The sequence below is a fragment of the Pinirhizobacter soli genome, from assembly GCF_015905305.1.
Classification (GTDB): Bacteria; Pseudomonadota; Gammaproteobacteria; order Xanthomonadales; family Rhodanobacteraceae; genus Pinirhizobacter; species Pinirhizobacter soli.
This window is the reverse complement of record NZ_JADZLQ010000001.1, coordinates 470,936-497,620: the sequence shown is the minus strand read 5'-3', so window position 1 is coordinate 497,620 and position 26,685 is coordinate 470,936. Positions and strand designations below refer to the sequence as shown.

Annotated in this window: 29 protein-coding genes; 25 read left to right on the top strand and 4 right to left on the bottom strand. The window is 62.6% G+C overall.

Features of this window, described 5'->3' with window-relative positions; genetic code table 11:
* Positions 1 to 49 precede the first annotated feature (49 nt).
* From guaB to NDK18_RS01835, 5 genes are all read left to right on the top strand, one after another.
* Positions 50 to 1,504 (top strand): IMP dehydrogenase, encoded by a 1,455-nt coding sequence (guaB, locus tag NDK18_RS01855; protein WP_250622808.1) that lies wholly within the window; start codon positions 50 to 52, stop codon positions 1,502 to 1,504.
* Between the two features lie 70 nt (positions 1,505 to 1,574).
* Positions 1,575 to 3,131, top strand: a complete 1,557-nt coding sequence (guaA, locus tag NDK18_RS01850) for a glutamine-hydrolyzing GMP synthase (RefSeq protein ID WP_250624397.1) — start codon at positions 1,575 to 1,577, stop codon at positions 3,129 to 3,131.
* Between the two features lie 301 nt (positions 3,132 to 3,432).
* On the top strand, positions 3,433 to 4,689 hold the full coding sequence (locus tag NDK18_RS01845) for a tyrosine-type recombinase/integrase (protein ID WP_250626945.1): 1,257 nt from the start codon (positions 3,433 to 3,435) through the stop codon (positions 4,687 to 4,689).
* Between the two features lie 59 nt (positions 4,690 to 4,748).
* On the top strand, positions 4,749 to 5,024 hold the full coding sequence (locus tag NDK18_RS01840) for a hypothetical protein (RefSeq protein ID WP_019718158.1): 276 nt from the start codon (positions 4,749 to 4,751) through the stop codon (positions 5,022 to 5,024).
* Between the two features lie 4 nt (positions 5,025 to 5,028).
* On the top strand, positions 5,029 to 5,553 hold the full coding sequence (locus NDK18_RS01835) for a helix-turn-helix transcriptional regulator (protein WP_250626944.1): 525 nt from the start codon (positions 5,029 to 5,031) through the stop codon (positions 5,551 to 5,553).
* A 14-nt stretch (positions 5,554 to 5,567) separates the two neighbouring features.
* On the opposite strand, the gene NDK18_RS01830 is transcribed toward NDK18_RS01835, so the two are convergent.
* Positions 5,568 to 5,939: a helix-turn-helix transcriptional regulator gene (locus tag NDK18_RS01830; protein ID WP_425600625.1), complete on the bottom strand. Its 372-nt coding sequence runs from the start codon at positions 5,937 to 5,939 to the stop codon at positions 5,568 to 5,570.
* A 156-nt stretch (positions 5,940 to 6,095) separates the two neighbouring features.
* On the opposite strand from NDK18_RS01830, the gene NDK18_RS01825 reads away from it, so the two are divergent.
* On the top strand, positions 6,096 to 7,208 hold the full coding sequence (locus NDK18_RS01825; RefSeq protein ID WP_250626943.1) for a hypothetical protein: 1,113 nt from the start codon (positions 6,096 to 6,098) through the stop codon (positions 7,206 to 7,208).
* Here NDK18_RS01825 and NDK18_RS01820 read toward each other — a convergent pair.
* Positions 7,195 to 8,016, bottom strand: a complete 822-nt coding sequence (locus tag NDK18_RS01820; protein WP_250626942.1) for a hypothetical protein — start codon at positions 8,014 to 8,016, stop codon at positions 7,195 to 7,197. The two genes, NDK18_RS01825 and NDK18_RS01820, sit on opposite strands and share 14 nt — an antisense overlap.
* 796 nt (positions 8,017 to 8,812) lie before the next feature.
* Between NDK18_RS01820 and NDK18_RS01815 the strand changes: the two genes are divergently transcribed.
* The 4 genes from NDK18_RS01815 (at position 8,813) to NDK18_RS01800 (ending at position 13,117) form a co-directional block, all read left to right on the top strand.
* Entirely contained in the window at positions 8,813 to 9,640 is an 828-nt protein-coding gene (locus NDK18_RS01815) for a DUF932 domain-containing protein (protein ID WP_250626941.1), read from the top strand.
* An 80-nt stretch (positions 9,641 to 9,720) separates the two neighbouring features.
* A complete protein-coding gene (locus tag NDK18_RS01810) occupies positions 9,721 to 11,763 on the top strand; it encodes a ParB/RepB/Spo0J family partition protein (RefSeq protein ID WP_250626940.1) in 2,043 nt (680 codons plus the stop codon).
* Positions 11,764 to 11,827: 64 nt separating this feature from the next.
* Positions 11,828 to 12,040: a hypothetical protein gene (locus tag NDK18_RS01805; protein ID WP_250626939.1), complete on the top strand. Its 213-nt coding sequence runs from the start codon at positions 11,828 to 11,830 to the stop codon at positions 12,038 to 12,040.
* 762 nt (positions 12,041 to 12,802) lie between these two features.
* A complete protein-coding gene (locus NDK18_RS01800; protein ID WP_250626938.1) occupies positions 12,803 to 13,117 on the top strand; it encodes a DUF736 domain-containing protein in 315 nt (104 codons plus the stop codon).
* Positions 13,118 to 13,183: 66 nt separating this feature from the next.
* On the opposite strand, the gene NDK18_RS01795 is transcribed toward NDK18_RS01800, so the two are convergent.
* Positions 13,184 to 13,477 (bottom strand): helix-turn-helix domain-containing protein, encoded by a 294-nt coding sequence (locus tag NDK18_RS01795; RefSeq protein ID WP_250626937.1) that lies wholly within the window; start codon positions 13,475 to 13,477, stop codon positions 13,184 to 13,186.
* Positions 13,478 to 13,794: 317 nt separating this feature from the next.
* Here NDK18_RS01795 and NDK18_RS01790 point away from each other — a divergent pair, with 317 nt between their 5' ends.
* The 4 genes from NDK18_RS01790 to NDK18_RS01775 all read left to right on the top strand — a co-directional run bounded on the left by NDK18_RS01790 (position 13,795) and on the right by NDK18_RS01775 (position 16,515).
* A complete protein-coding gene (locus tag NDK18_RS01790) occupies positions 13,795 to 14,145 on the top strand; it encodes a DUF2958 domain-containing protein (protein ID WP_019718169.1) in 351 nt (116 codons plus the stop codon).
* A 353-nt stretch (positions 14,146 to 14,498) separates the two neighbouring features.
* Entirely contained in the window at positions 14,499 to 15,254 is a 756-nt protein-coding gene (locus tag NDK18_RS01785; RefSeq protein ID WP_250626936.1) for a DUF2285 domain-containing protein, read from the top strand.
* 125 nt (positions 15,255 to 15,379) lie between these two features.
* Complete coding sequence (locus NDK18_RS01780) at positions 15,380 to 15,655, top strand: helix-turn-helix transcriptional regulator (protein ID WP_062794374.1); 276 nt, start codon at positions 15,380 to 15,382, stop codon at positions 15,653 to 15,655.
* Positions 15,656 to 15,669: 14 nt separating this feature from the next.
* Positions 15,670 to 16,515 carry a replication initiator protein A gene (locus tag NDK18_RS01775; RefSeq protein WP_425600624.1) on the top strand — a complete coding sequence of 282 codons (846 nt, stop codon included), beginning with the start codon at positions 15,670 to 15,672 and terminating at the stop codon, positions 16,513 to 16,515.
* Positions 16,516 to 16,677: 162 nt separating this feature from the next.
* On the opposite strand, the gene NDK18_RS19290 is transcribed toward NDK18_RS01775, so the two are convergent.
* Positions 16,678 to 16,806, bottom strand: a complete 129-nt coding sequence (locus NDK18_RS19290) for a hypothetical protein (protein WP_284692064.1) — start codon at positions 16,804 to 16,806, stop codon at positions 16,678 to 16,680.
* Between NDK18_RS19290 and parA the strand changes: the two genes are divergently transcribed.
* The 11 genes from parA to NDK18_RS01720 all read left to right on the top strand — a co-directional run bounded on the left by parA (position 16,805) and on the right by NDK18_RS01720 (position 26,605).
* A complete protein-coding gene (parA, locus tag NDK18_RS01770) occupies positions 16,805 to 17,443 on the top strand; it encodes a ParA family partition ATPase (protein ID WP_019718174.1) in 639 nt (212 codons plus the stop codon). The genes NDK18_RS19290 and parA overlap by 2 nt on opposite strands.
* The gene (locus tag NDK18_RS01765) at positions 17,440 to 17,691 is read left to right on the top strand and encodes a chromosome partitioning protein ParB (RefSeq protein ID WP_250626935.1); all 252 of its coding nucleotides are present in this window, start codon (positions 17,440 to 17,442) and stop codon (positions 17,689 to 17,691) included. The genes parA and NDK18_RS01765 overlap by 4 nt, the downstream gene beginning before the upstream one ends.
* A complete protein-coding gene (locus NDK18_RS01760; protein ID WP_250626934.1) occupies positions 17,688 to 18,233 on the top strand; it encodes a DUF2840 domain-containing protein in 546 nt (181 codons plus the stop codon). The genes NDK18_RS01765 and NDK18_RS01760 overlap by 4 nt, the downstream gene beginning before the upstream one ends.
* Positions 18,230 to 18,817: a S26 family signal peptidase gene (locus NDK18_RS01755; protein WP_250626933.1), complete on the top strand. Its 588-nt coding sequence runs from the start codon at positions 18,230 to 18,232 to the stop codon at positions 18,815 to 18,817. Before NDK18_RS01760 ends, NDK18_RS01755 begins: the two co-directional genes overlap by 4 nt.
* Before the next feature lie 448 nt (positions 18,818 to 19,265).
* Positions 19,266 to 21,236, top strand: a complete 1,971-nt coding sequence (locus NDK18_RS01750; RefSeq protein WP_250626932.1) for a relaxase/mobilization nuclease domain-containing protein — start codon at positions 19,266 to 19,268, stop codon at positions 21,234 to 21,236.
* A gap of 191 nt (positions 21,237 to 21,427) precedes the next feature.
* On the top strand, positions 21,428 to 22,207 hold the full coding sequence (locus NDK18_RS01745; protein ID WP_250626931.1) for an oxidoreductase: 780 nt from the start codon (positions 21,428 to 21,430) through the stop codon (positions 22,205 to 22,207).
* An 81-nt stretch (positions 22,208 to 22,288) separates the two neighbouring features.
* Positions 22,289 to 22,972 (top strand): glutathione binding-like protein, encoded by a 684-nt coding sequence (locus NDK18_RS01740; protein WP_250626930.1) that lies wholly within the window; start codon positions 22,289 to 22,291, stop codon positions 22,970 to 22,972.
* A gap of 106 nt (positions 22,973 to 23,078) precedes the next feature.
* Positions 23,079 to 23,972: an NAD(P)H-binding protein gene (locus NDK18_RS01735; protein ID WP_250626929.1), complete on the top strand. Its 894-nt coding sequence runs from the start codon at positions 23,079 to 23,081 to the stop codon at positions 23,970 to 23,972.
* Complete coding sequence (locus tag NDK18_RS01730; RefSeq protein WP_250626928.1) at positions 23,969 to 24,577, top strand: NADPH-dependent F420 reductase; 609 nt, start codon at positions 23,969 to 23,971, stop codon at positions 24,575 to 24,577. The genes NDK18_RS01735 and NDK18_RS01730 overlap by 4 nt, the downstream gene beginning before the upstream one ends.
* Positions 24,574 to 25,569 (top strand): alcohol dehydrogenase catalytic domain-containing protein, encoded by a 996-nt coding sequence (locus tag NDK18_RS01725; RefSeq protein WP_250626927.1) that lies wholly within the window; start codon positions 24,574 to 24,576, stop codon positions 25,567 to 25,569. Before NDK18_RS01730 ends, NDK18_RS01725 begins: the two co-directional genes overlap by 4 nt.
* A 115-nt stretch (positions 25,570 to 25,684) precedes the next feature.
* Positions 25,685 to 26,605, top strand: a complete 921-nt coding sequence (locus tag NDK18_RS01720; protein WP_250626926.1) for a LysR family transcriptional regulator — start codon at positions 25,685 to 25,687, stop codon at positions 26,603 to 26,605.
* The last annotated feature ends 80 nt before the right edge of the window (positions 26,606 to 26,685 follow it).

Genomic DNA, 26,685 nt, shown 5'->3' with positions numbered 1-26,685 from the left:
GGGCCGCAATATCGTACAATGGCGTGATTTACCCGCGGGAACACTCGCCATGCGCATCCTCGCCGAGGCTCTCACCTACGACGACGTCTATCTGGTACCCGGTCATTCCACGACCATGCCGCGCGACGTGGACACCTCCACGCGCTTCACCCGCGGCCTTCGCCTGGCCATCCCCATCGTCTCGGCGGCCATGGATACGGTCACCGAGGCACGCCTGGCCATCACCATGGCGCAGAACGGCGGCATCGGCATCATCCACAAGAACCTCTCGTGGGAACAGCAGGCCGCCGAAGTACGCCTGGTGAAGAAGTTCGAGGCCGGCGTCATCCGCAACCCGATCACGGTGGATCCAAACACCTCCATCCGTGACGTGATCGCGCTCACCCGCAAGCACAACATCTCCGGCGTGCCGGTGGTGGACGGCGAAAAACTGGTCGGCATCGTTACCAGCCGCGACCTGCGCTTCGAGCGCAAGCACGACGATCCGGTGCGCAACATCATGACCCGCGAAGGGCGCCTGGTAACGGTGCGCGAAGGCGAAGACCACCAGGCGGTGCTCGAACTGCTGCACCGTCACCGCATCGAGAAAGTGCTGGTGGTGAACGACGCCTTCCAGCTTCGCGGACTGATCACCGTCAAGGACATCCAGAAGGCCTCGGATAATCCCAATGCCGCCAAGGACGCGCAGGAACACCTGCTGGTCGGTGCGGCCGTGGGCGTGGCCGGTGACACCGAGCAGCGCGTCGCCGCGCTCGTGGATGCCGGCGTCGACGTCATCGTGGTCGACACGGCCCATGGCCATTCGCAGACGGTGATCGACCGCGCCGGCTGGGTGAAGAAACACTACCCGCAGGTGCAGGTGGTGGCCGGCAACATCGTCACCGGCGAAGCGGCGCGTGCGCTGCTGGACGTTGGCGTGGATGCGGTGAAGGTAGGCGTGGGCCCGGGCTCGATTTGCACCACGCGCGTCGTTGCCGGCGTCGGCGTGCCGCAGATCACCGCGATCGACCTGGTCGCCACGGCGCTCAAGGACGAAATCCCGCTGATCGCCGATGGCGGCATCCGTTATTCAGGCGACATCCCCAAGGCCCTGGCCGCCGGCGCCTCGTCGGTGATGCTCGGCTCCATGTTCGCCGGTACCGAAGAAGCCCCGGGCGAGGTGGAACTGTTCCAGGGACGCTCCTACAAGAGCTACCGCGGCATGGGCTCCATTGGCGCCATGCAGCTGGGCTCGAAGGATCGCTACTTCCAGGACGAGGCCGACGCCGACAAGCTGGTTCCCGAAGGCATCGAAGGCCGCGTGCCTTACCGCGGCCCGCTGCGCAACATCATCCACCAGCTGATCGGCGGCCTGCGCGCATCGATGGGTTACCTGGGTACGCCCACGGTCGATGACGTCCGGCACAAGGCGCAGTTCGTCAAGGTGACATCCGCAGGCGTCCGGGAAGCCCATCCCCACGATGTGCAGATCACCAAGGAAGCGCCGAACTACCGCCTCGACTAGGCACCCCACGAAGACCGCCTCCCTCGAGGCGGTTCTTCTTTCAGGCTTTCGCATCATGAGTAACCGCGCCATGACCGACATCCACAGCGACAAGATCCTTATCCTCGATTTCGGCTCGCAGTACACCCAGCTGATCGCCCGCCGCATTCGCGAGATCGGCGTGTATTGCGAGGTCTGGGGTTTCGATCACGCACCGGAAGACATCGCAGGCTTCGCGCCTCGTGGCGTGATCCTTTCCGGCGGCCCCGAGTCAGTGACTGAAAAAGATTCCCCGCGCGCGCCGCAACAGGTGTTCGACCTTGGCGTACCGGTGCTGGGCATCTGCTATGGCATGCAGACCATGGCCGAGCAGCTCGGCGGCAAGGTCGAGGGCGGCCACCACCGCGAGTTTGGTTATGCGGACCTGAAATTCGGTGCCTGCAGCCTGTTCGATGGCGTGGTGGACGAGGGCGAGATGTCTGGCGTCTGGATGAGCCATGGCGACCGCGTTACGGCATTGCCGGCCGGGTTCCATGCCATCGCCAGCACGCCCAGCTTGCCGCTGGCCGGCATGGCCGATGAATCGCGCAAGCTGTTCGGCCTGCAGTTCCATCCGGAAGTCACCCACACCCAGCGCGGCCTGGAGCTGCTGCGCCATTTCATCGTCGACATCTGCGGCGCGGCCACGCTATGGACGGCGGCGCACATCATCGACGACGCCGTGGAGCGCGTGCGCGCCCAGGTCGGCCAAGACAAGGTTTTGCTGGGCCTCTCCGGCGGCGTGGATTCCTCGGTGGTCGCGGCCCTGCTCGAAAAGGCCATCGGCGACCAGCTCACCTGCGTGTTCGTCGACACAGGCCTGCTGCGTTTCAACGAAGGCGACCAGGTGATGGCCACCATGGCCGAGCATATGGGCGTGCACGTGATCCGCGTGGACGCGCGCGACCGCTTCTTCGAGGGCCTTGCCGGCGTGTCCGACCCCGAGGCCAAGCGCAAGGTGATCGGGCGCCTGTTCGTGGAAATCTTCGATGCCGAAGCGCAGAAGCTCAAGGGCGTGAAGTGGCTGGCCCAGGGCACGATCTACCCCGATGTCATTGAATCGGCGGGAAGCAAGACGGGCAAGGCCCATGTGATCAAGAGCCACCACAACGTCGGCGGCCTTCCCGAAAAGATGAATCTGAAGCTCGTCGAGCCGCTTCGTGAGCTGTTCAAGGATGAAGTGCGCCGCGTCGGCGTGGAGCTGGGCCTGCCGCGCGAGATGGTCTACCGCCATCCGTTCCCGGGTCCGGGTCTTGGCGTGCGCGTGCTGGGCGAGGTGAAGCCCGAATATGTCGACCTGCTGCAGCGTGCCGACGCCATCTACATCCAGGAACTGCGCAAGGCCGACCTCTACGACCGGGTGAGCCAGGCCTTCGCCGTGTTCCTGCCGGTACGTTCGGTGGGCGTGGTGGGCGATGGTCGGGCGTACGAGTGGGTGATCGCGCTGCGTGCGGTGGAGACCATCGACTTCATGACGGCGCACTGGGCGCATCTGCCGTATGCGTTCCTTGATACGGTAAGTACTCGAATCATCAACGAGCTACCCGGTATTTCCCGTGTTGTTTACGATATCAGTGGAAAGCCGCCGGCCACGATCGAGTGGGAGTGATTTAAGGTCTTTCGGGGCCTATCGTCAGCTATCGAAAAGCAGACGTAACGTATTGATTTATAAGGAAATACGTCACGACAGCTATCGGTGGCTATTGCCGGCCAGCGGAACGGGTTGGCGGTAGAAGTGGCGGTAGGAACCGGAGGCTCGATTAAGACCCTCCTGTTTACTATCCAGACCAAACCGGTCTTTGACGGTAAATGTCTCCTCGGGAAAGCTTGTTCTACGCGGCTTTCCGGGCATCAGCAGGTCTCCTGACCCCTGACGGTAAAACGCCGTCACAAACAGGAGTAAAACCTCGATGCTTACCGACACTGCACTACGCAATTTCAAGCCTAAGTCCAAGATTTATAAGGCTTTTGACCGAGACGGGATGTACGTGACGGTATCGCCCGTCGGTACCGTCACCTTCCGCTACGATTACCGTCTCAATGGCCGCCGCGAAACGCTGACCATTGGCCGCTACGGAGCCGCCGGCATTTCGCTGGCACTCGCCCGCGAAAAGCTGATCGACGCCAAGAAAGCCGTCGCCCAGGGCAAGTCCCCCGCGCTGGAAAAGCAACGCGAGAAGCGCCGGCTGACCGCCGCCAAGACTTTCGGGGAAATGACCGAGAAATGGCTCGCGGGGGCCCGCATGGCCGACAGCACGAAGGCGATGCGTAAGAGCATCGTCGATCGAGACATCCTGCCGGCCTTCGAGAACCGGCAACTCAACGAAATCACCGCAGATGACTTGCGTGCCTTGTGCAACAAGGTGAAGGCGCGTGGTGCCCCTGCCACTGCGGTACACGTCCGCGACATCGTGAAGCAGGTTTATGCCTTTGCCATCCTGCACGGGGAGAAGGTCGACAACCCGGCGGAGGGTGTGGGTGCCGCCTCCATTGCGACCTTCGTGCCGAAGGATCGCGCCTTGTCGCCGTTGGAGATTCGACTGATGGCGCGGCAGATGGAATCGGTGGCAACCTATCCGACCATCCGGCTCGCATTGCGCATGATTCTGCTGACGCTGGTGCGCAAGAGCGAGCTGATCCAAGCTACTTGGGATGAGGTCGATTTCGAGACTGCGACCTGGACGATCCCAAAGCAGCGGATGAAAGGGCGCAACCCCCACGTGGTCTACCTTTCGCGCCAGGCACTCGACATCTTCGTGGCGCTCCACACCTGCGCCGCTGGCTCCAAGTTCGTGCTGCCGTCGCGCTACGACTCCGACCGCTGCATGTCGAACGCGACCTTGAACCGGGTGACGCAGATCGTGGCGGAGCGGGCCAAGGCTGCCGGTCTGCCGCTGGAGCCTTTCACGGTCCACGACCTACGCCGTACTGGTTCGACGCTATTGAACGAAATCGGCTTCAACCGCGACTGGATCGAGAAGTGCCTCGCGCACGAGGACGGACGCTCATCGCGGTCGATCTACAACAAGGCTGAGTACGCCGAGCAGCGGCGTCACATGCTGCAAGAGTGGGCCAACATGGCTGACGCCTGGATCGACGGGCAGACCTACGTGCCCAAGCTGATGCCGGAGAACGTGGTGGTGCCGGCATTGAGTGCGATGGCCTAAACGAGCGCTTGGTTGTCACTTGACAACCAAGCCAATCATCCCCATACTGGAGATAAGTGATGGCTCGTTCCCCCCATCCGAAGAAAGAGGTCGAGGAAGCTCTCAAGCACGCCGAAGAACAAGGCTGGCGCGTCGAAGTCGGCGGTAGCCACGCTTGGGGGCGGATTTATTGTCCGTACAACGACGAGGAGTGCCGCTGCGGCGAGTTCTGTATCACGTCGGTATGGAGCACGCCGAAGAATCCCGGCAACCACGCACGCGCCTTGCGACGCGTCGTGAACAACTGCACTACGCACCGCAAGGAACAGGATGCGGCCGACCATGTCGAGGAGTAGCACGATGGAATACATCTTCACTTTGAAATACCAGCTCGCCGACGATGACTGTGAACCAGATGCATTGGTCGAGCGTCTGGGCCAGGCCGGTTGCGATGATGCCTTGGTTGGGATCGGTCAGCCTGGGCGGCTGGCGCTTGAATTCACCCGCGAGGCGGATAACGCCGACGCGGCCGTGCGTAGCGCACTGGTCGACGTGCGCAGAGTCGTCCCCTCGGCCACCTTGATCGAGGTTGCCCCGGATCTGGTTGGCTTGACCGACGTGGCGGAATTAATCGGTGTGTCGCGGCAGAACATGCGCAAACTGATGCTGACCCATCCAGGCAGCTTTCCGGCGCCGGTGCACGAGGGCAGTGCGTCGATCTGGCACTTGGCGGACGTGTTGGCTTGGCTGCAGGCCAAAGGCAGCTACTCGCTGACCGAGGATATGTTGGAGGTGGCGAGCGTGGCGTTGCAAGTCAACGTGGCGAAGGAAGGAAGACGGTTAGCGCGTTCGGGTTCCGAGGAACTGAAAGCCCTAGTTGGATGAACTCGTGGCCAGTCTCATTCCTGGCCTGAGCCCGCCCGAACGGGGCGGGTTTTTCGCAGGTGGACGTCCGGCTTCGAGACGCCGCCGCGAGGAGCTTGTTTGCGTGCCTCGATCCACGCTTCCACTTCGGCCAAGTCCCACACGACGCAACGCGGCGTCAGATTGAAGCGACGCGGAAACTCACCGCGGCGCTCCATCTCGTAGATCGTCGTTTCGGCCAAAGGGACGATCTGCCGCAACTCTTGGCGGCGGATGGTGCGACGGAAGGGAAGCGCGCTGCGCTTTGGGAACTGCGGGAGTGCTTCGTAGGCTTCGGTCCCGGGCAAGGGAAGGGACTGGCCGGTATCAATGTTGGCAATGTTGGGGGTTTGCGATTGTTGTTTCACCTCGGACTCCATGAATACGCTGCATAGAGACATGGTGAGCTTCAACGTCTATCGGAACAACTTGTTGGAGCGTAGGAGGGCGAGCTCTGGGGCAGTCACCTCGGTTCTGCTCATTGGCTTGGTTTCCATTGCTTCACTTGAGAAAGATCGCCAAGAATGAGTCGCATACATACCCTGAATGCCCGTGGTCACCTGATGCTTGCAGCCATGAGAGAGCACTACTCTTGGTCAGACGAAAAAACTTTCTTAGAAGTGCAGCGGTTTCATCAAGACTTTCTGAATATATTGAGCGGCAAGCGGATTAGCTACGACGAGCTACGAACTGCGCTTACCCCACAGACCAAAAAGCACGAGGCGGCGTTCCTTTTTGATGAAAACCGCTGTAATCCTGACCGCATCGCGGGAGTGGACGCTGCTGATGCGCTGTTCAAACTTCTACCGGCGAAAACCACACACAGCATTCTCGGCGGCGAGCTGTGTGACGACAGAGACGAAATTGCCCGCAGGCTTTTGGCCGACAAGGCCGTCGTCGCAAAAGACCTGAATTTTAAGCACCCTTGCTTCTGCTACGTGCTCTACGTAAACAACCTTTCCAGCGAAGCCCTGGCTGCGATCCATGAAGGTTTGAAGTCTCACTCGGGTTACTTGGGGTATGTGCCTTGCACGTACGCCAGCTTGACGAAAACCTTTGTGACGATGGGCTTGGTGAACTTGGCAATCAAACACAAGAACGTCGTGATCCTCGGTCACGAGGACGATAGGCCCAACACCGAAAACCACAACCTGCACCTGCACGACTACACAGCATTGGGGCTTGCGATTCGCAGTGTGCAGTCGATGTACTTTGGAGTCTTCCTCTCCTACAAGCCCGAGCAAATGCTTTTGCAAGAGACGGACGATGATCTTCAGATTGCCATCCGCGCCATGTCCAAGGAAGCCGCGCCGTGGAGTGATTTCACCGTGTTGGTTGAGGATAAAAAGCATGAATATCTAACCAACGTAAAGGATGGCAAGCTCGCGTTGGCAAGCCTGGGCCATATGACCAGAAGCGAACTGGAAGCAGCTATTCGCTTCAAGATGAGATCAAACTACCTGTATAGCTTGGATTGGCGGGATGTTCCTGAGACTGCTGAATCCGCCGGCTACAGAGGCAGCTACTTCAATATTATGTTGGAGTTTTCACGCGAAGATGGAGAGCCCGAACGCGTAACTGTTGCTCTTGAGTTCATGCCGACAAATAAGGTCTTGCGAGTCGTTACGATGACCTAGCCTTACTGGTATGCCACTTCTTGAACCAGAGATTCGCTGATCTCAGCGAAATTCTCATCATGTAGGCAACAGCCAATGGAGTCGCCTTGGCGTCAAAGAGCTGGAAAGCGCAGCCACCGCCTGCCTTGGTCAACGAGCCGTTCTCTCGGATGTTGCGAGGATGATAAGGCTGTGCGGCGGTCTTTACCGATTCGGGAATGGACTGAATGATGAGGTTCGTTTTGGCGATGACCTTGTTGGTTTGCTCAATACCCTTGTTGACTCTCTTCTTGAGCCGTTCAATCTCGGTCAGGTAAGTCTTTTCAGCAGCCTCAAACTTCAGGCTGCTCATGCTCGCTTGCATGACGAACCTGGCCATCATTCCTTTCATAACTTTGAGTCTGAGCTTTTTCGCCCGCTTCGCTGCCGTGTAGTCGTAGGCAGGGATGGGCTTGTAGGTCTCGGGATCAATGTGAGTTAGGTCTGAATAGGTGCCGACATCAACAGTCAGCTCGTGAATCTTGTGACCAATGAGGTTACGGTAGTCCACCAGGGCAAAGAGTTCGTCGCTTTCGGCCTGGCTGATAGCCCCTTCGGAAACCAGTACACCCCGCGCAAGATCCATCTTCTTGCCCTCCTTGGTCCTGGGCTTACCATCAGAGAGCCGATTTAAGCCATGCAGCTTGTCGGTGAACTGGATGGAACCCATGATGAATTCTCGCAAGTCCTCTAAATAGAAGAGGATCATCACCATTTCAAAAGCGCGAATTTTGAGGATGTCAGCCTCCCAAGTGGTGGGAGCCATTCCCTGCGGTCGGTGCTGTTTCATCCTGATATTTTTCTATTTATGAGCGCTTCTGATTGGCGGTAATCACCGCAAGCTTCTAGCACTAAATAATAAGCGAAGAGATCCTGTGCGTCTCCGCTTCGCGGATCGCGCTGCTCCAGGTTCGCTATCCGCTCATCCCTGACGGGACTGGCGCGCGCCAGCCTTCTACATCCCTGACGCCTACAGCCCGGCTACCCATCCGGGCCCGCGCGCTCCGCTTGCGAACGGCGACTAGGCGAGAGCGAGGAGGGCGGTCTTGCTGTTCATCGTTCGGTGTAGGCGATCCATGCTGCATCTTCTCTTCTGCATTTGCGTCCCCCGGCCGGGAAGGCATGGCCGGGTCGCGCTCTCGTGCTTCGCATCGAGCCTCGCTGCGCGAGTCTCGCCCCATTCGGGCTTCCATCGCTGACGCCTACGGCCCGGCTTCCAGCTTCGGGCCTGCGCGCTTCGCTTGCGTGCGGTCGGCACACAGGGACGGCCGTTGCCTGCCCAGCCATCTTTCCTGACCTCATCACCTTGCTCGCGACTGTAGCCTGCGGCCGTGTGCCGTCAAGGCGCGAAGGGCCGTGTCCTCGGCTACGCCTGCGGGCCGCACCAACCCTGCGCTTGCCTCCTTGACGGCCCCCGTCCACGGGCTCCCTTCCGTCGCGGGCGATGAACTCAGGAAAGACGGTGGCAACGAGGCCAACCGGGTTCTTCGTGCCGACCGCACCGAACAGCCGAAAGGCTGGGCTCCGAATCTAGGAATCCGGTGTGCGGTTTGAACAGCCAACCCTTTTTTGTCAGGAGAAAGACCATGCAACTCGCATCCCGTTTCGCTTCCCATTCCCCGACGCTGCGCAGCGACTACCCGCTGTCCGACGACCAAATCCGCCGCGTGGCCCCGTCCATCTTCGCGGACGCCCCGCACGAAAGCCGCTCCGAACGGTACGCCTACATCCCCACCGCCGCCGTGCTGGCGGAACTGCGCAAGGAAGGGTTTGAGCCCTTCATGGCAGCGCAAACCCGCGTGCGCCACGACGACCGCCGCGACTACACCAAACACATGCTGCGCCTGCGCCACGCCAGCCAGATCAACGGTGCGGAAGCCAATGAAATCGTGCTGCTGAACTCCCATGACGGCACGAGCAGCTATCAGATGCTGGCCGGGATGTTTCGGTTCGTTTGCAGCAATGGTCTTGTCTGCGGCGACACGGTGGCGGACGTGCGCGTGCCCCACAAAGGCGACGTGGCCGGACACGTCATCGAAGGCGCTTACGAAGTGTTGAGCGGTTTCGACCGGGTGAAGGAATCCCGCGATGCCATGCACGCCATCACCTTGAACGATGGCGAATCCGAAGTGTTCGCCCGCGCCGCGCTGGCCCTCAAGTACGACGACCCCGACAAGCCCGCGCCCGTCACGGAATCGCAAATCCTGATGCCGCGCCGCCACGACGATCGCCGCCCGGACTTGTGGAGCGTGTTCAACCGCACGCAAGAAAACCTGACCCAAGGCGGCCTGCGCGGGCGCAGCGCCAACGGACGCCGCCAGCAGACCCGTCCCGTACAGGGCATCGACCAAAACATCCGACTGAACCGCGCGCTTTGGCTGCTGGCCGATGGCATGCGCCAGTTGAAAGCCTGAATCCCCACGCGGCAGGGGCAGGCAGCAGCCCTTGCCGCTTCTTCTCAACGCTGCATCCCTAATCGCAAGGAGTTATCACCATGAACGCCGTTACCCATACTGAAGCCCGCGCCATCGAAACCGCCGCCCCGCTGGAAGTGGCCGACCCGACCAAGAACCTGATTCTGGTTTCGCTCTCGCAGTTGCTGTCGCGCCGCTCCAAGCGCAACGCGCGCAAGGCCCCGCGCCTGTCCGTCCCCGAACTGGCCGCGAGCATCGCCCGCATCGGCCTGCTGCAAAACCTCGTCGTCATCCTCGCCGCCGATGGCGAGCAATACGAAGTGGTGGCCGGCGACCGCCGCCTGACCGCGTTGAAGCTGCTGGCGAAGAAAAAGCGCATCGCCGCCGACTACGAAGTGCCGTGCTTGCTGGTACCCGATGCTTCGGCGCGTACCGTGAGCTTGGCCGAGAACGTGCTGCGCGAGGCCATGCACCCTGCCGACCAGTTCGAGGCGTTCGCCGCGCTGGTGACCGAAGGCCGCCCGGTGGAAGACATTGCCGCCGACTTCGGCGTGTCCCCGCTGGTGGTGCAGCGCCGCTTGAAGCTGGCCAACGTCTCGCCGCGCCTAATGGCCGACTATCGGGCCGGTGGCGTGACGCTGGAACAGTTGATGGCCTTGACCATCACCGACGACCACGCCGCGCAGGAAGCCGCGTTCTACGGTGCGCTCGAATGGCAGCGTGGCGCGTCCGCGCTGCGCGAACGCCTGACCGAGCGCGAAATCGACGCCACGCATCCGCTGGTGCATTTCATCGGGATGGACGCCTACGCCACGGCAGGCGGGGGCATCCGCCGCGACCTGTTCGCGGAAGGCGACGCCGGAACCTACCTGACCGACGCCGCGCTGCTGGAAACGCTGGTGCGCGGCAAGCTGGATGCGTTAGCCGGGGACGTGCGGGCCGAGGGTTGGGCGTGGGTGGAAGCCGTGCCGCACATGAGCTACGCCGAGCGGCAGGCGTTCCAGAACGCGCCACTCCAGCGCCGCGAACCGAACGCCCGCGAAGCCCGCCGCATCGCCTCGCTGCAAACCCGCCTCGACAAGATCGACGCCGAACTGGAAGAAGCCTACGACGCCGAGGACGAGGACAAGACCGAAGCGCTGGAACCGCGCCGCGAACAGGTCGCCGGGGAACTACAAGCCGTGGAGGAAGCCTTGCAGGGCTACGCCCCGGACGTGCGCGCCGTGGCCGGTGCCATCGTCACCCTCAACCGCGAGGGCGAAGCCGTGATTCATCGCGGGCTGCTGCGCGAAGCCGAAGCCAAGGCGCTGCGCACGCTGGAACGCTTGCGGCAGGGGTTCGGCAGCGCGGAAGGCGAAGCCGGGAACGACGATGAAGGCGAGGACGCCGAGCAGCCCAAGGCCGCGAGCCTATCCGACCGGCTGGCGCAGCGGTTGAGCGCGCACCGCACCGCCGCGCTGCAAATCGAAGTCGCCCGGCATCCGCAAATCGCGCTGGCCGCGCTGGTGCATGGCATGGTGCAGACCGTCTTGCAGGACAGCCACTACGGCCGCGACTTGCCGCTGGGCACGCGCCTGACCGTGCAAGACCGGTTGGAAGGCATGGCCCCGGACTGGCCTGATTCGCCCGCCGCCGTGGCCCTGCGCGAGTTGCACCACGTCGCGAGCGAAGCGTTGCCGCAGGACAGCGCCGAACTTTTCACCGCGCTGCTGGCGATGGAGCAAGGCGAACTGGTGCGGTTGCTGGCGGTATGCGTGGCGGCGACCGTGAACGTGGTAACGCCCCGCGCCACGGTGCAGCAACCGGGCGCGGAACTGGCGCAGGCTGTGGGGCTGGACATGGCCGCATGGTGGAAGCCGACTGCCGAAGGCTACTTCAAGCACGTTTCCAAGGCGGTGATTCTGGAAGCCGTGGGCGAGTTCGCGCCGTCGCACGTTACCCGGTTGGAGAAGTTGAAGAAAGGCGACATTGCCAGCGAGGCCGAACGGCTGGCTGATGGCACCGGCTGGATGCCCGCCGTGTTCAGAAGCGGACACGACACGGAGCCGCAGGAAGACACGCAGGACGTGGATGCGCCGGAAGATGCTACCGACGAAGCGGAAGCCCACGCGCTCGCCGCATGACCTTTGCCACCGCCAAGCGCTCCGGCACTGTTCGGGGCGCTTCGGCAGGCCAGGAGCTTTCCCCATGAACAGCCAGAACCCGACCACTCGCCCGCGCATGGCGGCGACCTATGCCCCCGGCACGGTGCGCGCCCGCCGTTGGCATGGCGATGGTGACGTGCGCGGCTACCGTCCCCCTCGCGGTTGGACGGCCTTCGCCGACCTGACCGACATACACCCCATCAGCGGCCAACCCTTGCCGCGTTCGGTGTGGTGGATCATCGAAACCAAACAATAACAGCAGCCCCCGGCGCATCGCGCCAGGGGCTGTTTCCCAAAATCCGGGTGCGGCGGGCGCCCGCCGCACCCGGTTTCAACATCCAAAGCAAAACCGCCACGTCGCCGCCTTCGACCAGGCGACGACGTGGCGAGCGCACAAGTGCCAGTGCCTTGCGCGCGGTATGGCGATCAGTGCCCGCTGACGCGGGCAACGTTTCGATGACGCCCCGCCGCATGGGCCGAGCATGTGGGGCTACGTCCAGGCTTGCTGCGGCAGGTTGTGCAAAAGCGTGCTGTCCCCGACGCTGGCGGTTCATCGCCTGTACGTCACGAAGGACGGTTCACCGACACACCCGCCCGGCCGAGCTTATGGAGCTTCCACGTCACGCCTCAAGCACGAGGCCGCAAGCTGCGGCAGGGGCGCTCCCGCCTTGTCGCTGGGGTGTTGGCCTTGCCGCATCAGGGTACAAGCCGGTGAAGCCATCACGCGGGGATGTCGAGTCCGCCATGTCTTCTTTCGGGAGCGGTCGGCCTGTACGTCCTTGGTCTGTTGTGAATCCTGGCGAGAGCACGGCTGCGCCTTGGGCTTTATGGCCGCAACCTTCCAGCGCAAACAATTTCCCCGCCGCTGCGCGGCTTCCTCGCGGGACAAATTCTTTGCGCTTCCAGGTTCTCCACGCTGCTGCGACCGCTGCGCGGTGCGGCCCGCCCATCTCCCGCCGGCTGGATCACAACAAGGACGCACTGGCGCGATCTTGTTTAACCCGAAAGGAAAATCATCATGGCTAACATCGGCACCTTCACCGCAGACAAAGACGGTTTCACCGGCACGCTCCGCACCCTGACGCTCAACGTCAAGGTCAAGCTGGTTCCCAACGACAAGGGCAACAATGAGAACGCTCCCGACTTCCGCCTGCAGGCGGCAAGCCATGACATCGGCGCAGCGTGGAAGAAGACCAGCGAAGCCGGGCGGGATTACCTGTCCCTGACCGTGGACGATCCTTCGTTCCCGGCAACGGTCTATGCCCGCCTGATCGAAGGAGAGGACGGCACGCACGACCTGATCTGGTCGCGCAGCAAGCCTCAAGCGGCCTGACAGCCGCCCCTAGCACCCCGCCATTGCGGCGGGGCGCGGTGCTGCTAGTCGCAGCACCGCGCTCGGCTACGGCGAGTCGCGCTTCTTCAAGATTGCCTCCAGTTCCTGGCGCACCTGCACCAGAAGCTGATCGGCCTTGTGCGGGCTGTCGCCGGCATAGGCCAGCGTCAGCAGCGTGAGCGGATGCACTTCCATGACCTCGCACAGCTCGGTCAGTTTGTGCAGGGTCGGGCTTTTCAGGTCGCGTTCCAGTGAACTCATATAGGTGCGGCTCGACACATCAGAAAACGCTTCCTGGCTCAAGCCGCGCGCTTTTCTGACTGTCCGTATTGCCGTTGCCAATGAGTTTTTAGCCGCCACCAATGGTTTTCCCTATAAAACCAAGATGACAACCTATTGCGCCCTATAGGGCTACAATCTATAGTGTTCAATTGGTGTTTTGTTTTCCGTATTTGGGCCTTTAAGGAAATCCGCATCTGAGGATTTCGCCAGAACCGGGGAGCCGCATTCGTGTCTTTCCTGACATCCACAATTCCGCGTCTGCGTTTATGTGCATGTACGGATTCGAGAGATTGCGCATTCGTGCTTGCGCACGAAAGCGCATATCCGCCTTGGCGGTTCCGTGCTTCGACTGAAAGGCGTGTTCGTGCATTCGCAGATGCGTGGGATTCCTGCCCATGACCCAGCCGTTCACCACCGCCGACGAACGCGCACGCCTGCTCGCCAACGGCGCGGCGCGCGCCGCCGGCCAGAGCATCGACCCGCTGCCAGTGGTGCGACTGTTCACGCCGGATGCGCATGCGACCTGGTTGCTGGCCGCGCTCGACCCAGCCGATGGCGATACCGCGTGGGGGCTGATCGACCTCGGCATTGGCCTGCCTGCACTGGGGACGGTCAAGTTATCCGACCTGGCCAGCATCGTCGGGCCGCAGCAGCGGCCCATCCTGCGTGACCTGTATTTCCGCGCCTCGCGGCCGTTATTGGAGTACGCCCGACTGGCGCAGCGCGATGGTTCGATCCCCGACTGACGAACCATCTGCTCCCGGCTGCAGGCCATCCGGACACAGGCCGTTGCGGCGTACTGTGTCTTTCTCAGTCTGGCTCAAGACGGCTGGGGTCTGAATCGGCACTCTTGCACCAAGAGGGTGCGACATGACCCAGAAAGACATGATGTGCGGCGCGGGCTGCGGCACGGTGTCAGTGCCGCGCCCCATTTCCGGGATGCGCGGTCGTCGCACTCGGACGAACCCCGCAAGATTTCGGAGCCAATCGGTCTTGACCACTGCCAGCTTAGCCCTCCTTGAGGACGGTTTTCGGATAACGCAGTAGCTCCTGTCTTCGACGCCCATAGCGACGTTCCTGTCCAACAGGAGGTTGCGTTATGGCTGATCGAAGCACCGAGCCCTGGTATCCAACCGCCGCGTATCTCTACGTGCTGCACCTCGACGGCCTCGCGCTGGCTTGGGAGTACCTGCGCCGCCATCCCGACTACCGGCGCGACTGGCTACGCCGTCGCAACAGGCCGGATGCGGCGCATGCCTGGGGGCTTCGCCTGCTGGAAGACCCGGCGCTGGATGCGCGCGACGCGCATCCAGCTTGGTTCCCCGACCATGACGCCGTGCTCCAGCTCTACCCGGACGCCGACCCGCCACCCGATGCCGACGCCTTCGAGTTTTGGCGCATCCCGGGCCACAAGCATCTGATCCACGATGGCAAGCGCTTGGTGCTGGTGGCACGATGGCCCGGCTGCTGCGTGCGGCTCGCACTGGCACCGGGCCTGGCCGATGGCATGGCCTATCTCTATGCCGTCCGCGCGTGTGCTGCGCCCTGCGGGCGCTACCACACGATAGCGGCCGAACTAGACAAGCTGGCCGTTGTCGCCGAGACCGCGCCTGCGGCACTGGCCCGCTCCCGGCCCACGCCCGCGGCGCTGCTGGAGTTGCACACGCTCCAGGCACTCGACGCAACCCTGGCGGGTGCGTCCTTGCGCGAAACAGCCGCAGGGCTGTTCGGCACCGAAGCCGTGGCCGGCGGCTGGTACGCCGACGGTGGCCTTCGTTCGCGCGTGCGCCGCTTAGTGCAGCGCGGCCGATTGCTGATGCGCGGCGGCTATCGCCGTCTGGCACAGCTCGAATGACCTGGGGAGGGTCGCTTTGCCTTCACTGCAAAACGACCCTCTGCGCTCCGCGCCTCTTTCTTGAGACTGCCTCCATCCGGTCGCGTTGTGTGGCCGGGCGTTCCTGACCGATGGAGGTTCTCACCATGCGACCCGCTCCCTTGCAACCTGCCGCCGCTCCCGCGCCGGCGCAGCCTCAACGCTATCTCACCAATGATGAGGCCGCCGACTACCTGCGCCTCTCGCCGCGCACGCTGGAGAAACAGCGCGTGATCGGCAACGGGCCGAAGTTCCGCAAATTCGGCCGGCGCGTCATGTACGCGGTGGCCGACCTTGATGCCTGGGCCGACCAGCGCAGCTACGAAACCACGTCCGACCCGGAATACGCCGAGCACCACTCGGCCGACAGCCGTGCGCGCTGATCGGTGGCTCGCCGGTGGCCATCGCCCTGTCCAACCCATCGCGGGAGCGGGAACAGCTCGATCTGTTCCGCGCCTTGCCGGGCGACATGGCGCCGCGCGACAGCCAGGACCTGATGGCCTTTCCATTTTTCTCGCTGGCGAAATCGCGGCGCACGGCGCCGATCGACTTTCGCAGCGGCAACGTCACGATACGCGTGGAAGGGACACTGGAGCACGGCATCGCCACCATCTGGGATGCGGACATCCTGATCTGGGCCGCTTCGCAAATCGTGGAAGCGCGCGATGCGGGTATTCGTCCATCGCGCCTGATGCAGGCAACGCCCTACGAGATCCTGCGCTTCATTGGGCGTGGAACGTCGCTGCACGACTATCAACGCCTCAAGGCTGCGCTGGATCGCTTGCAATCGACCACGGTGGCCACGTCCATCCGAGGGACGACCGGACGACGACTGCACCGCTTTTCTTGGATCAACGAGTGGAAAGAGTTGGCCGACGCCCGCGGCACGCCGCTGGGCATCGAATTGATTCTGCCGGACTGGTTCTATGCGGGCGTGCTCGACGCGGCGCTGGTACTCACCATCGACCCGGCGTACTTCCGACTCACGGGCGGCATCGAGCGATGGCTGTATCGGCTGGTGCGCAAGCATGGCGGTCGACAGGAAGCTGGCTGGCAGTTCGACTTCCGACATCTGTATCGCAAGTCTGGCAGCAGCTCGCGGTTTTCGGACTTCGCGTACGACTTACGCGTTTTGGTGGCGCGTCAATCACTGCCAGGCTACGTCCTGGGCATCGAACGGATGCCGGGCGAGCGGACGGAGTTATTGACCTTCCGACCCGTGCCGTTCACGGCACGGGGATAACTGCGGGAAAACCTGTGGACGGGCTCGTGCTATCAGGAGTAACGGGTATCGTGCTATCGGGAGTACGCCTATCGTGCTATCAGGAGTACGAATCGCTCGCAAAGCCAATAACGGCGCGGGTTTCGACGCCCCTTAACTTACCTAACTTAAATTCTCTAACTTTTAGTAGAAGCGCGCCGTTTCGGTGGACAACTGCCGAAAGGCAAAAACCAAAGCAACTCCGAAAGCAAAAACAACCCCGGTTTTCAGGGCAAAAACAGGCCGGCTTTCCAGATCGGAGGGCCGCGCCATGATCGTTGCCTTGCTCAATCAGAAAGGCGGCGTGGGCAAGACCACGCTCGCCACGCACATCGCGGGCGAACTGGCGATGCGCGGGCAATCGGTCATCCTGCTGGATGCCGATCCGCAGGGTTCATCGCTGGACTGGACGCAACGCAGAAGCCAGCAAGGTCTGCCTAGGCTATTCAGTGCCGTGGGCTTGGCACGCGAGACGCTGCACCAGGAGGCCCCAGAACTCGCCAGGCGGGCCGATCACGTCATCATCGACGGGCCGCCACGCATCGCCGCCTTGGCGCGCTCCGCGTTGCTGGCGGCCGAGCGTGTGCTGATCCCGGTACAGCCCAGTCCCTACGACCTGTGGGCCAGCGCCGAGATGGTGGCGTTGATCCGCGAAGCGCAAGTGTTTCGGCCTGCGCTACGCGCGGCCTTCGTCATCAACCGGCGCGTCAGCACCACCATCATCGGCCGGGAGGCGCGGCAGTCGCTGGCCGAACAACCGCTGCCAGCACTGCGCTCGGAAGTGCATCAACGCATCGTCTTCGCCGATAGCGTGGCTGCCGGACGGCTCGCACGCGAGACGGCACCTGAGAGCGCCGCTGCGCGCGAGATCGCCGCACTCACCGACGAACTGCTGCGGTGGCCGACATGACGAATACGCGCGGCAAACGCATCGGCATCGGCGCGCGTCCGCCAGCGAATCCGCACGCCGAGGCGTGGATTCGCCAGGGCGACGCCGACGCTTTGCAAAAGGGCGACCTCTACACCGCGCGCCTGACCCTCGACATCACGCCCGCCATGCGGGCGCGCATCAAGGTGTCTGCCTTCACGGGTGGCGTGACGGTGGCCGAACTGCTGCGCGCACTGCTGGAGCGCGAGTTTCCGGAGAACTCCCAATGAACGTACAACCTTTGGCGGCCACGGCTGCCACGATCAACACGAATCCGTCTTCGCTTGCGATGCTCGCCAGACGGGTCGGCACCGTACCGTTGACCCGCGTATCGCTCGCCTACGTCGAACGGCGCATCGACCTCTACCTGCGCTTCGGAGAACCGTCACGCATCGTCCGGCTTGACCACTGGCGCCGTGTCGCGGTGTTCCTGTCGGGGGCCGTGTTTTGCCGCATCCGGTGGCAGGCGAATGACTACGGCACGATCCGTTGGGAACTCATGGTGATGCAGGCTTGCACGTCGCTGGATGCGGCGCAGCGCATCCCCGGCGTGCTGCCCGGCGCGCGGTTGCTGCTGCACGCGGAAGGCGAACCCGCCGTCCGCGCTGTGTTTGCGCAGCTCGACGCCATCGAGGCGCTGGGCATTGCGCCAGCCGACGTGTCGCCCGCGTACTGGCGCACGCTCGGCAACCGGCTCGCTGCGCGCTTGCCACTACCCGAATACACCGCCGAGCGACATGCGGCTTGGCTGGCCGGGAGGGCGTTGCCATGACGACGCTTTCCACATCTAGCATCTCACCGCATCCTCGTTCGCGCCTGCGAGCTCGCATCGCGCTGACGGGCTTCACCGCTGCCGGCCTCGCTGCGCTGGCCTGGGCCGCATTCGTGTCGCCGCTGCCGCGTCTGACCTACAACCCGTCCGACAGTGTGGCGGTCGGCTGGTATCGCATTGAACCGTTCGGCCATCGGGCCGCCTCGCTGCCACGTCCGCTGTCCGTGGACAGCATCGTGCTTGTCCCACTGCCGGCCGAAGCCGACGCACTCGCTGCGCAGCGCGGCTACCTGCCGACGCGCGTTCCGCTGCTCAAGCGAGTGGGCGCCGTGTCACCACAGGAGGTATGCATCGCTGGCGGTATCGTTCGCATCGATGGCGTGCCTGCAGCCGCCGTGCTGCCGGCCGACCGGCTGGGCCGACCGCTGCCATCCTGGCAGCAGTGCCGCCGTCTTGCATCTGGCGAACTGTTCCTGTTGAGCGTGACCAATCCGGCGTCGTTCGACAGCCGCTACTTTGGGCCGATTGCGGCTTCTACGGTGATCGGTCTTGCGCATCCAGTCTGGCTGGAGACACGCCCATGATGGCCGTCGATTTGCTGCACGTTCCCGTGCATCTCATCGTGCCATCCGGTATGTCGTTCCGCTGGTCGTCACGATGTCGTCGCGCGTGCAGTACGTGCGCATTCGCGCCGCACTTCGCGCAACATCCGCCGCCGCCTTCCCATGTGCAGGCGTCTTGCCTCGAACGCGCCCGGCCTGTGGCCGTGGCTGCGTTTGCCGGCGGGCTGGCTGTGGGCAGCGCAGCACCGCCGGGACGCCGAGGCCCGGAGCGAAAGCGAAGGGCAAAGGCGGAAGGCAAGATAAAAGGTCGCGGCACTACGTCGCGCGAAAAGCCAGTCTGCACGTGGGGGTGGCGCGGCACGCGCCTAGGAGCGGCAGCGTGCCGCGAAGGTGCGCAATGCCGCATCGGTATTGGCGAAAGCGCGTGCTTCGCGCGCGGGGGTGCGATGGTCTTGGATGGAGCCGCCTCATGAGCAGCCGCGACGATGACCGTTTCCGCGTCCGCCCTGGTGCGCCGAAGCAGCGCGGCGACGCCTTCATCAGCAAGGTGCTGCGCCAGACCAATAAGGCCGGTGCCAAGCTCGGCAAGGCAGTCGGAAAAGCTGGCCAGCGGCCCGGTTCCCGGCTGGGTCGCGGCCATGTCGCGGCGCGCTTCGCCGGACGCTCGCTGACCGGGAATGCCCGGCGCGTGACGATCAAGGCGCGGCTGGTCAATCTGGCGAAAGCCGGGCCGCGCTCGACCGTCGCGCATTTGCGCTACATCGAACGCGAAGGCGTCGATCGCCAGGGCGGGCCGGGCCATGCCTACGGCCCGACGACCGACGCGGCGGACACCGCCGCCTTCGAGGAACGCGGGCGCGAGGATCGGCACCAGTTCCGGTTCATCGTCTCGCCGGAAAATGCCGAACAGCTCGACGATCTGCGTACCTACACCCGGCACTTGATGGCGCGCATGGAGGCGGACCTAGGCACGCGCCTGGAATGGGTGGCAGTCGATCATTGGAATACGGACAACCCGCACACGCACGTCGTCTTGCGCGGCAAGGATGACACCGGCAAAGACCTCATCATTTCCCGTGACTACATCGCCGAGGGGATGCGCCATCGGGCATCGGAACTGGCGACCGAATGGCTGGGACCGCGCACCGAGCTGGAGATCCAGCGCGCCATGCACCGCGAAATCGATCAGGAGCGGTGGACGGGACTGGATCGCACGTTGCAGCGTGTGCAGCGAGAGGCCGGTGATGACGGCTTGGTACGTACCGAACGCTTCGCCGAACCCCTGCTGCAACGCCAGCGGCAAGTGCTGATCGGCCGCCTGCAGCACTTGCAGCGCATGGGGCTGGCTACTGAGCAGCAACCCGGCATGTGGGCGATTCATCCCGAGGCCGAGCCGACATTGCGGGCAATGAGCGAGCGCGGCGACATCATCCGCACGATGCAGCGAGCCATGAGTGGCAAGCAGCGGGAGCTGGCAGTATTCCAGCCTGGCAAGGATGACCGCGCCATCGTCGGCCGCGTCGTTGACAAGGGGCTGGCCGACGAGCTGTACGACAAAGGGTACCTGATCGTCGACGGCACGGACGGCAAAGCGCACTACGTCGCGTTGCCGCTGCGGTCAGAATTGGAGCAGTACCCGACCGGCGCCGTTGTGGAGGTGAAAGGCTCGGCCGATGTGCGCGCCGCCGACCGAAACATCACCGCGCTGACCGTCGATGGTATCTACCGCACCGATCACCACCTAGCTGTCGCGCAACGTCAGGCCACGCCCGACCGCGACCCGCGTGAGGTGGTGGCCGCGCACGTGCGCCGGCTCGAAGCCCTGCGCCGCGCCGGCATCGTGGAGCGCGAGGCCGAAGGTGTCTGGCGAGTGCCTGACAACTTGGCCGAGCGGGGTCGCCAGTACGACGCGCAACGCCTTGGCGGTGGCGTGGCGGTAGAGTTGAAATCGCATCTGCCGATCGAGCGGCAGACTCGCGTAATCGGCACCACCTGGCTCGACCAACAACTGGTCGGCGGCGGCAAGGGGCTCGGTGACTTTGGCTTTGGCAGCGAGGTCAAAGATGCGTTGCGGGCGCGCGCCGATTTCTTGGCCGAACAGGGATTGGCCGAGCACCGTGGGCAGCGAGTCGTCCTTGCCCGTAACCTGCTCGCGACGCTGCGCGGGCGCGAGTTGGAGCAGGCCGCGACGGACATCGCCGCCGAAACCGGGCTGACGCATCGGCCGGCGGCTGATGGGCAACGCGTTGCCGGCACCTATCGGCGCAGCATCATGCTTGCCAGTGGACGCTACGCGATGCTCGATGACGGCACGGGCTTCAGCTTGGTTCCATGGAGGCCAGTGATCGAGCAGCGGCTAGGACAGACCATGGCCGCAGTGGTGCGTGGTGGTGGCGTGACATGGGAATTCGGCCGACAACGCGGGCCAGCCATAAGCTAATACCGAGGGGTATTTGTCTCCGCAGGCGCATAAAGTTTAAGAACCTTCTATTCAATAACTGAATATATCAAAGTCATTTTTTCAGGCTACTGCCGTTTCAGTGAATAAAGCATCATGGCTGCAATCGAGAGGCTTAATAAATTTCGAGCCTTCGATATCCGCCAATCACTGTCAACTGAAAGAGCCTGAACATGTCCTCATACTTACTCGATCTCACCAAAGAATTCGCCGGTCGCCGCGTCCTTGTTACCGGCGGGTCGCGCGGTATCGGCGCGGCCACCGCGCAGCGCTTCATCGACGGCGGCGCGAAGGTCGTCGTCACATCCCGGAACACGCACGCTGAAACGCCGAAGGGCGCGACGTTCATCTCCGGCGACACGCGCACCCTTGAAGGCGCGCAGAAGGTTGCCAAGGAGGCAATCGCCGCGCTCGGCGGTCTCGACATCCTGATCAACAATGCCGGCGCCGCCCGACTCCATCTGCCGGCCTCGACTGCGATCTCGGACGAGGAATGGGTCGATAGCCTGAACATCAACTTCCTGGCCGCCCTGCGCATCACCTACGCATCTCTGGACGAGCTGGTGAAGAGCAAGGGCTCGATCGTCAACATCACTGCCGGCGGCCGCATTGCATTCGGTGGGCCGATGGCGCACTACGGCGCCGCCAAGGCCGCACTGGACAACTGGTCGGAATCGCTCGCCAAGGAACTGGCGCCGCAGGGTGTACGCGTGAACATCGTGTCGCCCGGCCCGATCATCACCCCCGGCGGTGACGAGGTTCGCAAGACCATCACCCAGGCGATGGGTATCACCGACGCGCAGTTCTTCGCCACGGTGCCGCTCGAAGGCCGTGCCGGCAAGGCAGAAGACCTGGCGGAAGCCATCGTCTTCCTGGCGTCGCAGCGGGCCTCGTACATCACCGGCGATACGCTATTCGTTGGCGGTGGCTGGGGCACCTTGGCCGGTATTTGATCGTAGCTTCCTCAGCAGACGGCCGCCGCTCCGTTTCAATACGAGCGGCGGCTTTCCTGATTTTCCAGCGAAAGGTGAAACATGATTGACCTGCACTATTGGACCACGCCGAACGGCCACAAGGTCACGATGTTTCTGGAAGAGACAGGGCTTCCTTACAACATCATCCCGGTCAACCTGGTCCAGAACGACCAATTCAAACCCGAATTCCTCGAAATCGCGCCTAACAACAAGATTCCGGCGATCGTGGACCATGAACCCATCGATGGGGGCTCTCCGATCAGCATTTTCGAATCCGGCGCGATCCTGCACTACCTAGCCGACAAGACAGGCCAGCTCCTGCCTTCGGACATTCGTGGCCGGACTGAAGCGATGCAATGGCTCTTCTGGCAGGTCGCCGGCCTCGGCCCGATGCCAGGCCAGCTCATTTTCTTCCTGCGCAACAACGAGAAGCATCAGTTCGGCATTGACCGTTACAAGGCCGAGACCGAGCGCCTCTTCGGTGTGCTCAACAAGCGCCTCGAAGACCGCGAGTGGCTGGCTGGCGACACATACTCGATCGCGGACATCGCCGCCTATGGTTGGTCGGCTCCTTACAACCTGTTCGGGATCGACGTGGACGAATATCCCGCGCTCGAACGCTGGTTGGAGGCTATCGCGTCGCGCCCGGCAACCGAGCGTGCCTATTCCATCGCCAAGGAAATGAATCCGAACGCTCCGCAACCCGTCCGGCGTGAAGCGCGTAGGGCGGCGAAGGCTGCATGACAACGCCATTTTCTAAAGGCGCAGGGCATCTCGGATGCTGAGCGCCAAGCAGGTCGCTGGCTCTGTTGGCGCCAAAACAAATTTCTAGTGAAAGGTAAGACATCAAATGAGCAAAATTCTCGTAACCGGCGCAAGCGGCGATATCGGCAAGAAGACGGTTCTGCATCTGTTAAAAAAACGTCCCGCGAGCGAGCTGATCGCGCTCGTGCGTGACCCGGCGAAGGCGGAAGACCTCGCGGCGCTCGGCGTCGAGTTGCGTCAGGGCGACTATCTGGATCGCGAGTCGCTGACTCGCGCCTTCAGGGGCGCCGAAAAGCTGATGTTGACCTCGACGCACGCCTTCACGGATCGCAAGACGGCTCACGCCAATGTGATCGACGTGGCGGCCGAGGCCGGTGTGCAGCACCTGGTTTACATGCCGATCTACCGCAAGGCTGGCTCGACTTTCACCATGACGGAAATCACCGAGGAAGACATCTTCTCGATCGAGAGGCTGCGGTCGTCCGGCGTAGCCTATACGCTCGTGCAACACCCACCTTTCATGGAGCCCGCCATCATGTATGCCGGGCCGAACGCCGTGGAGACCGGCGTTCGGGTGCCGGCAGGCAACCACAAGTTCACGGCGGCGACCCGCGACGATCTGGCGGCTGCCCATGCGGCTGTCCTGACCGGAACGGGGCACGAGGGCAAGTCGTACTATCTGTCGGGCGCACCTGCGGTCTCCTGGGCCGACATTGCTCGGATTCTCTCGGAGATCCACGGCAAAGACGTGCCGTACATCGCGATCTCGGATGAGGAGTACATCAAGTCGATGGCGGCGCTCGGCTTCCCGGATTTCGTCTCTCCGTTCATCCTGAAATGGGTGCAGGGCATGAACCAGGGCGAGTGGGAAGAGGTTACCAACGATCTCGAAACGCTCATCGGCCGCAAGCCAACGACGCCCGCTGAGTATCTGCGTTCGGTCGCGGAAGCGGCCCAAGCCCAGAAGAGCGCACCATGAATATCGGCATCATCGGCGCGGGCACCGTCGCGCAAACTATCGCGAGGCATGTGCTGCCGCACGGGCACAAGGTCATGTTGAGCAACACGCGCGGGCCGGAGTCGCTCGCCGAGTTGGTTAAACAACTCGGCCCCGGCGTTTCGGCCGGGACGCCGCAGCAGGCGGCCGACCAAGACATCGTCGTCTTGGCGGTCATGTGGTGGCACGTCCAAACGGCCCTGTTCTCGATTTCTGACTGGAAGGGTCGTGTGCTGGTGGATGCGACGAACCGCGTCGCCGGCATTTCGCCGCTCTCCGTCGGCGACCTGTCGGGGCGAACATCGAGCGAGATTGTTTCGGACTTGACACCTGGCGCACGGGTGGTAAAGGCGTTCAACTCCGTGCCCATGGCGTGGATATCCGACTTCACACCATCCAAACCTCGCACAGCGCTCTTTGTTTCGGGTGACGACGGCGAAGCGAAGAAGCCCGTGCATGATCTGATTGAAGAGATCGGCTTTACCGGGGTGGATCTTGGCTCTCTGGCTGTCGGTGGTCGTCTGCAGCAGCTTGGCGGGCCGCTTGCGGGGATCAGGCTCAACTTCGTCGAGAGGTTTTCGCTATGAAGGCGCTCGTTTATGAAAAGGCTCACACACTCGAAAATTTCGCCATCGAGCTTGTTGACCTAGCGGAACCCGCACTGCGCGACACCGATGTCCTGGTTGAGGTCCGCGCGATCGGCGTCAATCCGGGCGAAGCATTCTTTCGCAGCGTGCGAAGCGCGGAGCCCGGCGGCCGTGTCCTGCTTGGCTGGGAGTTCGCAGGCGTCGTCGTCGCCACAGGCGCCTCGGCGGGACGCTTCAAGGCAGGCGATCGGGTCTATGGCACAGGCGACATGACGCGCGACGGTTGCTGGGCGGAACGCGTTGCCGTCGACCATCGAATTCTGGCCGCCGTACCAGATCAGCTTTCGTTCGTCGAAGCCGCGAGCTTGCCCATCGGTTCATTGACGGCATGGGAGGCCATCTTCCGCGACCAAGACGAACTACCGGCCGGAGTCGATCGTGTCCTCATCCTCGGAGGTGCCGGAGGCGTAGGTTCGCTCGCAACCCAGCTTCTGAAAGCGAGGACCAAAGCATTCGTCATTGGCACTGGATCGCGATCAGAATCGAAGGCGTGGAGTAAGAAGATGGGCGCCGACCTGGTGCTCGATCACGGCGGCGACATTGCCGAGCAGCTCGCCTCGGCCGGGATTGCCCATCTTGATATGGTGCTTTCGACTGCGAAGACCTCCGATCAGATCGGTTGGATCGCCAGGGCACTGCGCCCGTTCGGCCACCTTTCCGTGGTGGACGGCGGACCCTCGCTCGACGTTAGCCCGCTCATGATGAAGGCGGCTTCGCTCCACATGGAAATGGTCTTCAGCAGGATCATCAATGGCAGCGCGCCGGAGAGACAGGGCAGCATTCTCGAAACCGTATCTGAGCTAGTCGTCAAAGGACAGGTGAAGCCGATCGTGACGACCCGGCTGGACGGTCTCACACCAGCAACGATGAAAACGGCCCACGGACTCGTCGAGGGCCACCGGTCCATTGGCAAGACCGTCATTGCAATCTGACGCAACACGACACGCGATAGCCAAGGTCGACAGCAGCAAGTGCGAATTCAGCAATACATAAATTCAAATTATAAATTAATATAGGAATACACAAGGTAGAAAATTTAAAAAACAAATGAATGACCGATTCTTTTCTTTGCAGCTCTTCACCCGCGTCGCCCGCACCGGCAGCTTCTCTGCGGCGGGACGGGAACTGGGCATTTCGCAGCCGACAGCCTCACGCATCGTCGCTTCGCTGGAGGAACAAGTGGGCGCTGCTCTATTCGTTCGCACAACGCGCGCCGTCACGCTGACGGAGGCCGGCTCGGACTATCTCGCGCGGGTTGAGGCGATTCTTTCAGCGCTGGATGAGGCTGACCACGCCGCTCGGGGCACTGGCGAGCTGCGCGGTTTATTGAGGATAGCTGCCTCCACCTCGTTTGTCGTGAGAACGCTGCTTCCGCGGATCGCCCGCTTTACCGATCAACACCCGGAACTTCGCGTCGAATTCATTCTCAGTGATGAAAAACAGGACCTGGTCGGCGACGCAGTAGATGTCGCACTCCGAGTAGGAAGCCTGGCAGACTCTTCGGCCGTCGCACGAAAGCTTGGCACGATTCATCGAATAGTTGCAGCTTCGCCCGAGTACCTAGCCAAGGCAGGCACTCCGATGAAACCAGCGGCTCTGTATGGGCACACACTCATCGTCGGCCCGTCTGCGCGCGGTATAGAGGGATGGACGTTCTACAAGGATGGAAAGACGACATCGGTCCGCGTCGATGGGCGATTCCTGCTAAACGGAACAGAAGGCGCCATCGCAGCCGCTGTTGCTGGACTCGGCATCATCTCTGGTGGTCTTCTTGGCATGTTGAATGAACTGAAAAGCGGCCAGTTAGTGAGAATCCTCTCCGAGTGGGAGATGGGGACAGCCGATGCCCACGTCGTCCTTCCGGCAGGGCGTGCCGCCAAGCCGTCGGCGCGTGCATTCTCAAACTTCATCGCCGCAGAGTTTGAGAACTATGCCGATGCTGAACTGGCGCATCTCTCGCTGAAGTGAGTGGATTCACCCGTTCGGTTCGCCACGCAGACGTATTCAATTTCTGAATTTGTTTAAGTCAGTTTTTGTGACTACCGGAA

Excerpts from the sequence above, each read along its gene's own strand:
- guaB (WP_250622808.1), top strand. The coding sequence starts at position 50 with ATGCGCATCCTCGCCGAGGCTCTCACCTACGACGACGTCTATCTGGTA.
- guaA (WP_250624397.1), top strand. The coding sequence starts at position 1,575 with ATGACCGACATCCACAGCGACAAGATCCTTATCCTCGATTTCGGCTCG.
- NDK18_RS01845 (WP_250626945.1), top strand. The coding sequence starts at position 3,433 with ATGCTTACCGACACTGCACTACGCAATTTCAAGCCTAAGTCCAAGATT.
- NDK18_RS01840 (WP_019718158.1), top strand. The coding sequence starts at position 4,749 with ATGGCTCGTTCCCCCCATCCGAAGAAAGAGGTCGAGGAAGCTCTCAAG.
- NDK18_RS01835 (WP_250626944.1), top strand. The coding sequence starts at position 5,029 with ATGGAATACATCTTCACTTTGAAATACCAGCTCGCCGACGATGACTGT.
- NDK18_RS01825 (WP_250626943.1), top strand. The coding sequence starts at position 6,096 with ATGAGTCGCATACATACCCTGAATGCCCGTGGTCACCTGATGCTTGCA.
- NDK18_RS01820 (WP_250626942.1), bottom strand. The coding sequence starts at position 8,016 with ATGAAACAGCACCGACCGCAGGGAATGGCTCCCACCACTTGGGAGGCT.
- NDK18_RS01815 (WP_250626941.1), top strand. The coding sequence starts at position 8,813 with ATGCAACTCGCATCCCGTTTCGCTTCCCATTCCCCGACGCTGCGCAGC.
- NDK18_RS01810 (WP_250626940.1), top strand. The coding sequence starts at position 9,721 with ATGAACGCCGTTACCCATACTGAAGCCCGCGCCATCGAAACCGCCGCC.
- NDK18_RS01805 (WP_250626939.1), top strand. The coding sequence starts at position 11,828 with ATGAACAGCCAGAACCCGACCACTCGCCCGCGCATGGCGGCGACCTAT.
- NDK18_RS01800 (WP_250626938.1), top strand. The coding sequence starts at position 12,803 with ATGGCTAACATCGGCACCTTCACCGCAGACAAAGACGGTTTCACCGGC.
- NDK18_RS01790 (WP_019718169.1), top strand. The coding sequence starts at position 13,795 with ATGACCCAGCCGTTCACCACCGCCGACGAACGCGCACGCCTGCTCGCC.
- NDK18_RS01785 (WP_250626936.1), top strand. The coding sequence starts at position 14,499 with ATGGCTGATCGAAGCACCGAGCCCTGGTATCCAACCGCCGCGTATCTC.
- NDK18_RS01780 (WP_062794374.1), top strand. The coding sequence starts at position 15,380 with ATGCGACCCGCTCCCTTGCAACCTGCCGCCGCTCCCGCGCCGGCGCAG.
- parA (WP_019718174.1), top strand. The coding sequence starts at position 16,805 with ATGATCGTTGCCTTGCTCAATCAGAAAGGCGGCGTGGGCAAGACCACG.
- NDK18_RS19290 (WP_284692064.1), bottom strand. The coding sequence starts at position 16,806 with ATGGCGCGGCCCTCCGATCTGGAAAGCCGGCCTGTTTTTGCCCTGAAA.
- NDK18_RS01765 (WP_250626935.1), top strand. The coding sequence starts at position 17,440 with ATGACGAATACGCGCGGCAAACGCATCGGCATCGGCGCGCGTCCGCCA.
- NDK18_RS01760 (WP_250626934.1), top strand. The coding sequence starts at position 17,688 with ATGAACGTACAACCTTTGGCGGCCACGGCTGCCACGATCAACACGAAT.
- NDK18_RS01755 (WP_250626933.1), top strand. The coding sequence starts at position 18,230 with ATGACGACGCTTTCCACATCTAGCATCTCACCGCATCCTCGTTCGCGC.
- NDK18_RS01750 (WP_250626932.1), top strand. The coding sequence starts at position 19,266 with ATGAGCAGCCGCGACGATGACCGTTTCCGCGTCCGCCCTGGTGCGCCG.
- NDK18_RS01745 (WP_250626931.1), top strand. The coding sequence starts at position 21,428 with ATGTCCTCATACTTACTCGATCTCACCAAAGAATTCGCCGGTCGCCGC.
- NDK18_RS01740 (WP_250626930.1), top strand. The coding sequence starts at position 22,289 with ATGATTGACCTGCACTATTGGACCACGCCGAACGGCCACAAGGTCACG.
- NDK18_RS01735 (WP_250626929.1), top strand. The coding sequence starts at position 23,079 with ATGAGCAAAATTCTCGTAACCGGCGCAAGCGGCGATATCGGCAAGAAG.
- NDK18_RS01730 (WP_250626928.1), top strand. The coding sequence starts at position 23,969 with ATGAATATCGGCATCATCGGCGCGGGCACCGTCGCGCAAACTATCGCG.
- NDK18_RS01725 (WP_250626927.1), top strand. The coding sequence starts at position 24,574 with ATGAAGGCGCTCGTTTATGAAAAGGCTCACACACTCGAAAATTTCGCC.
- NDK18_RS01720 (WP_250626926.1), top strand. The coding sequence starts at position 25,685 with ATGAATGACCGATTCTTTTCTTTGCAGCTCTTCACCCGCGTCGCCCGC.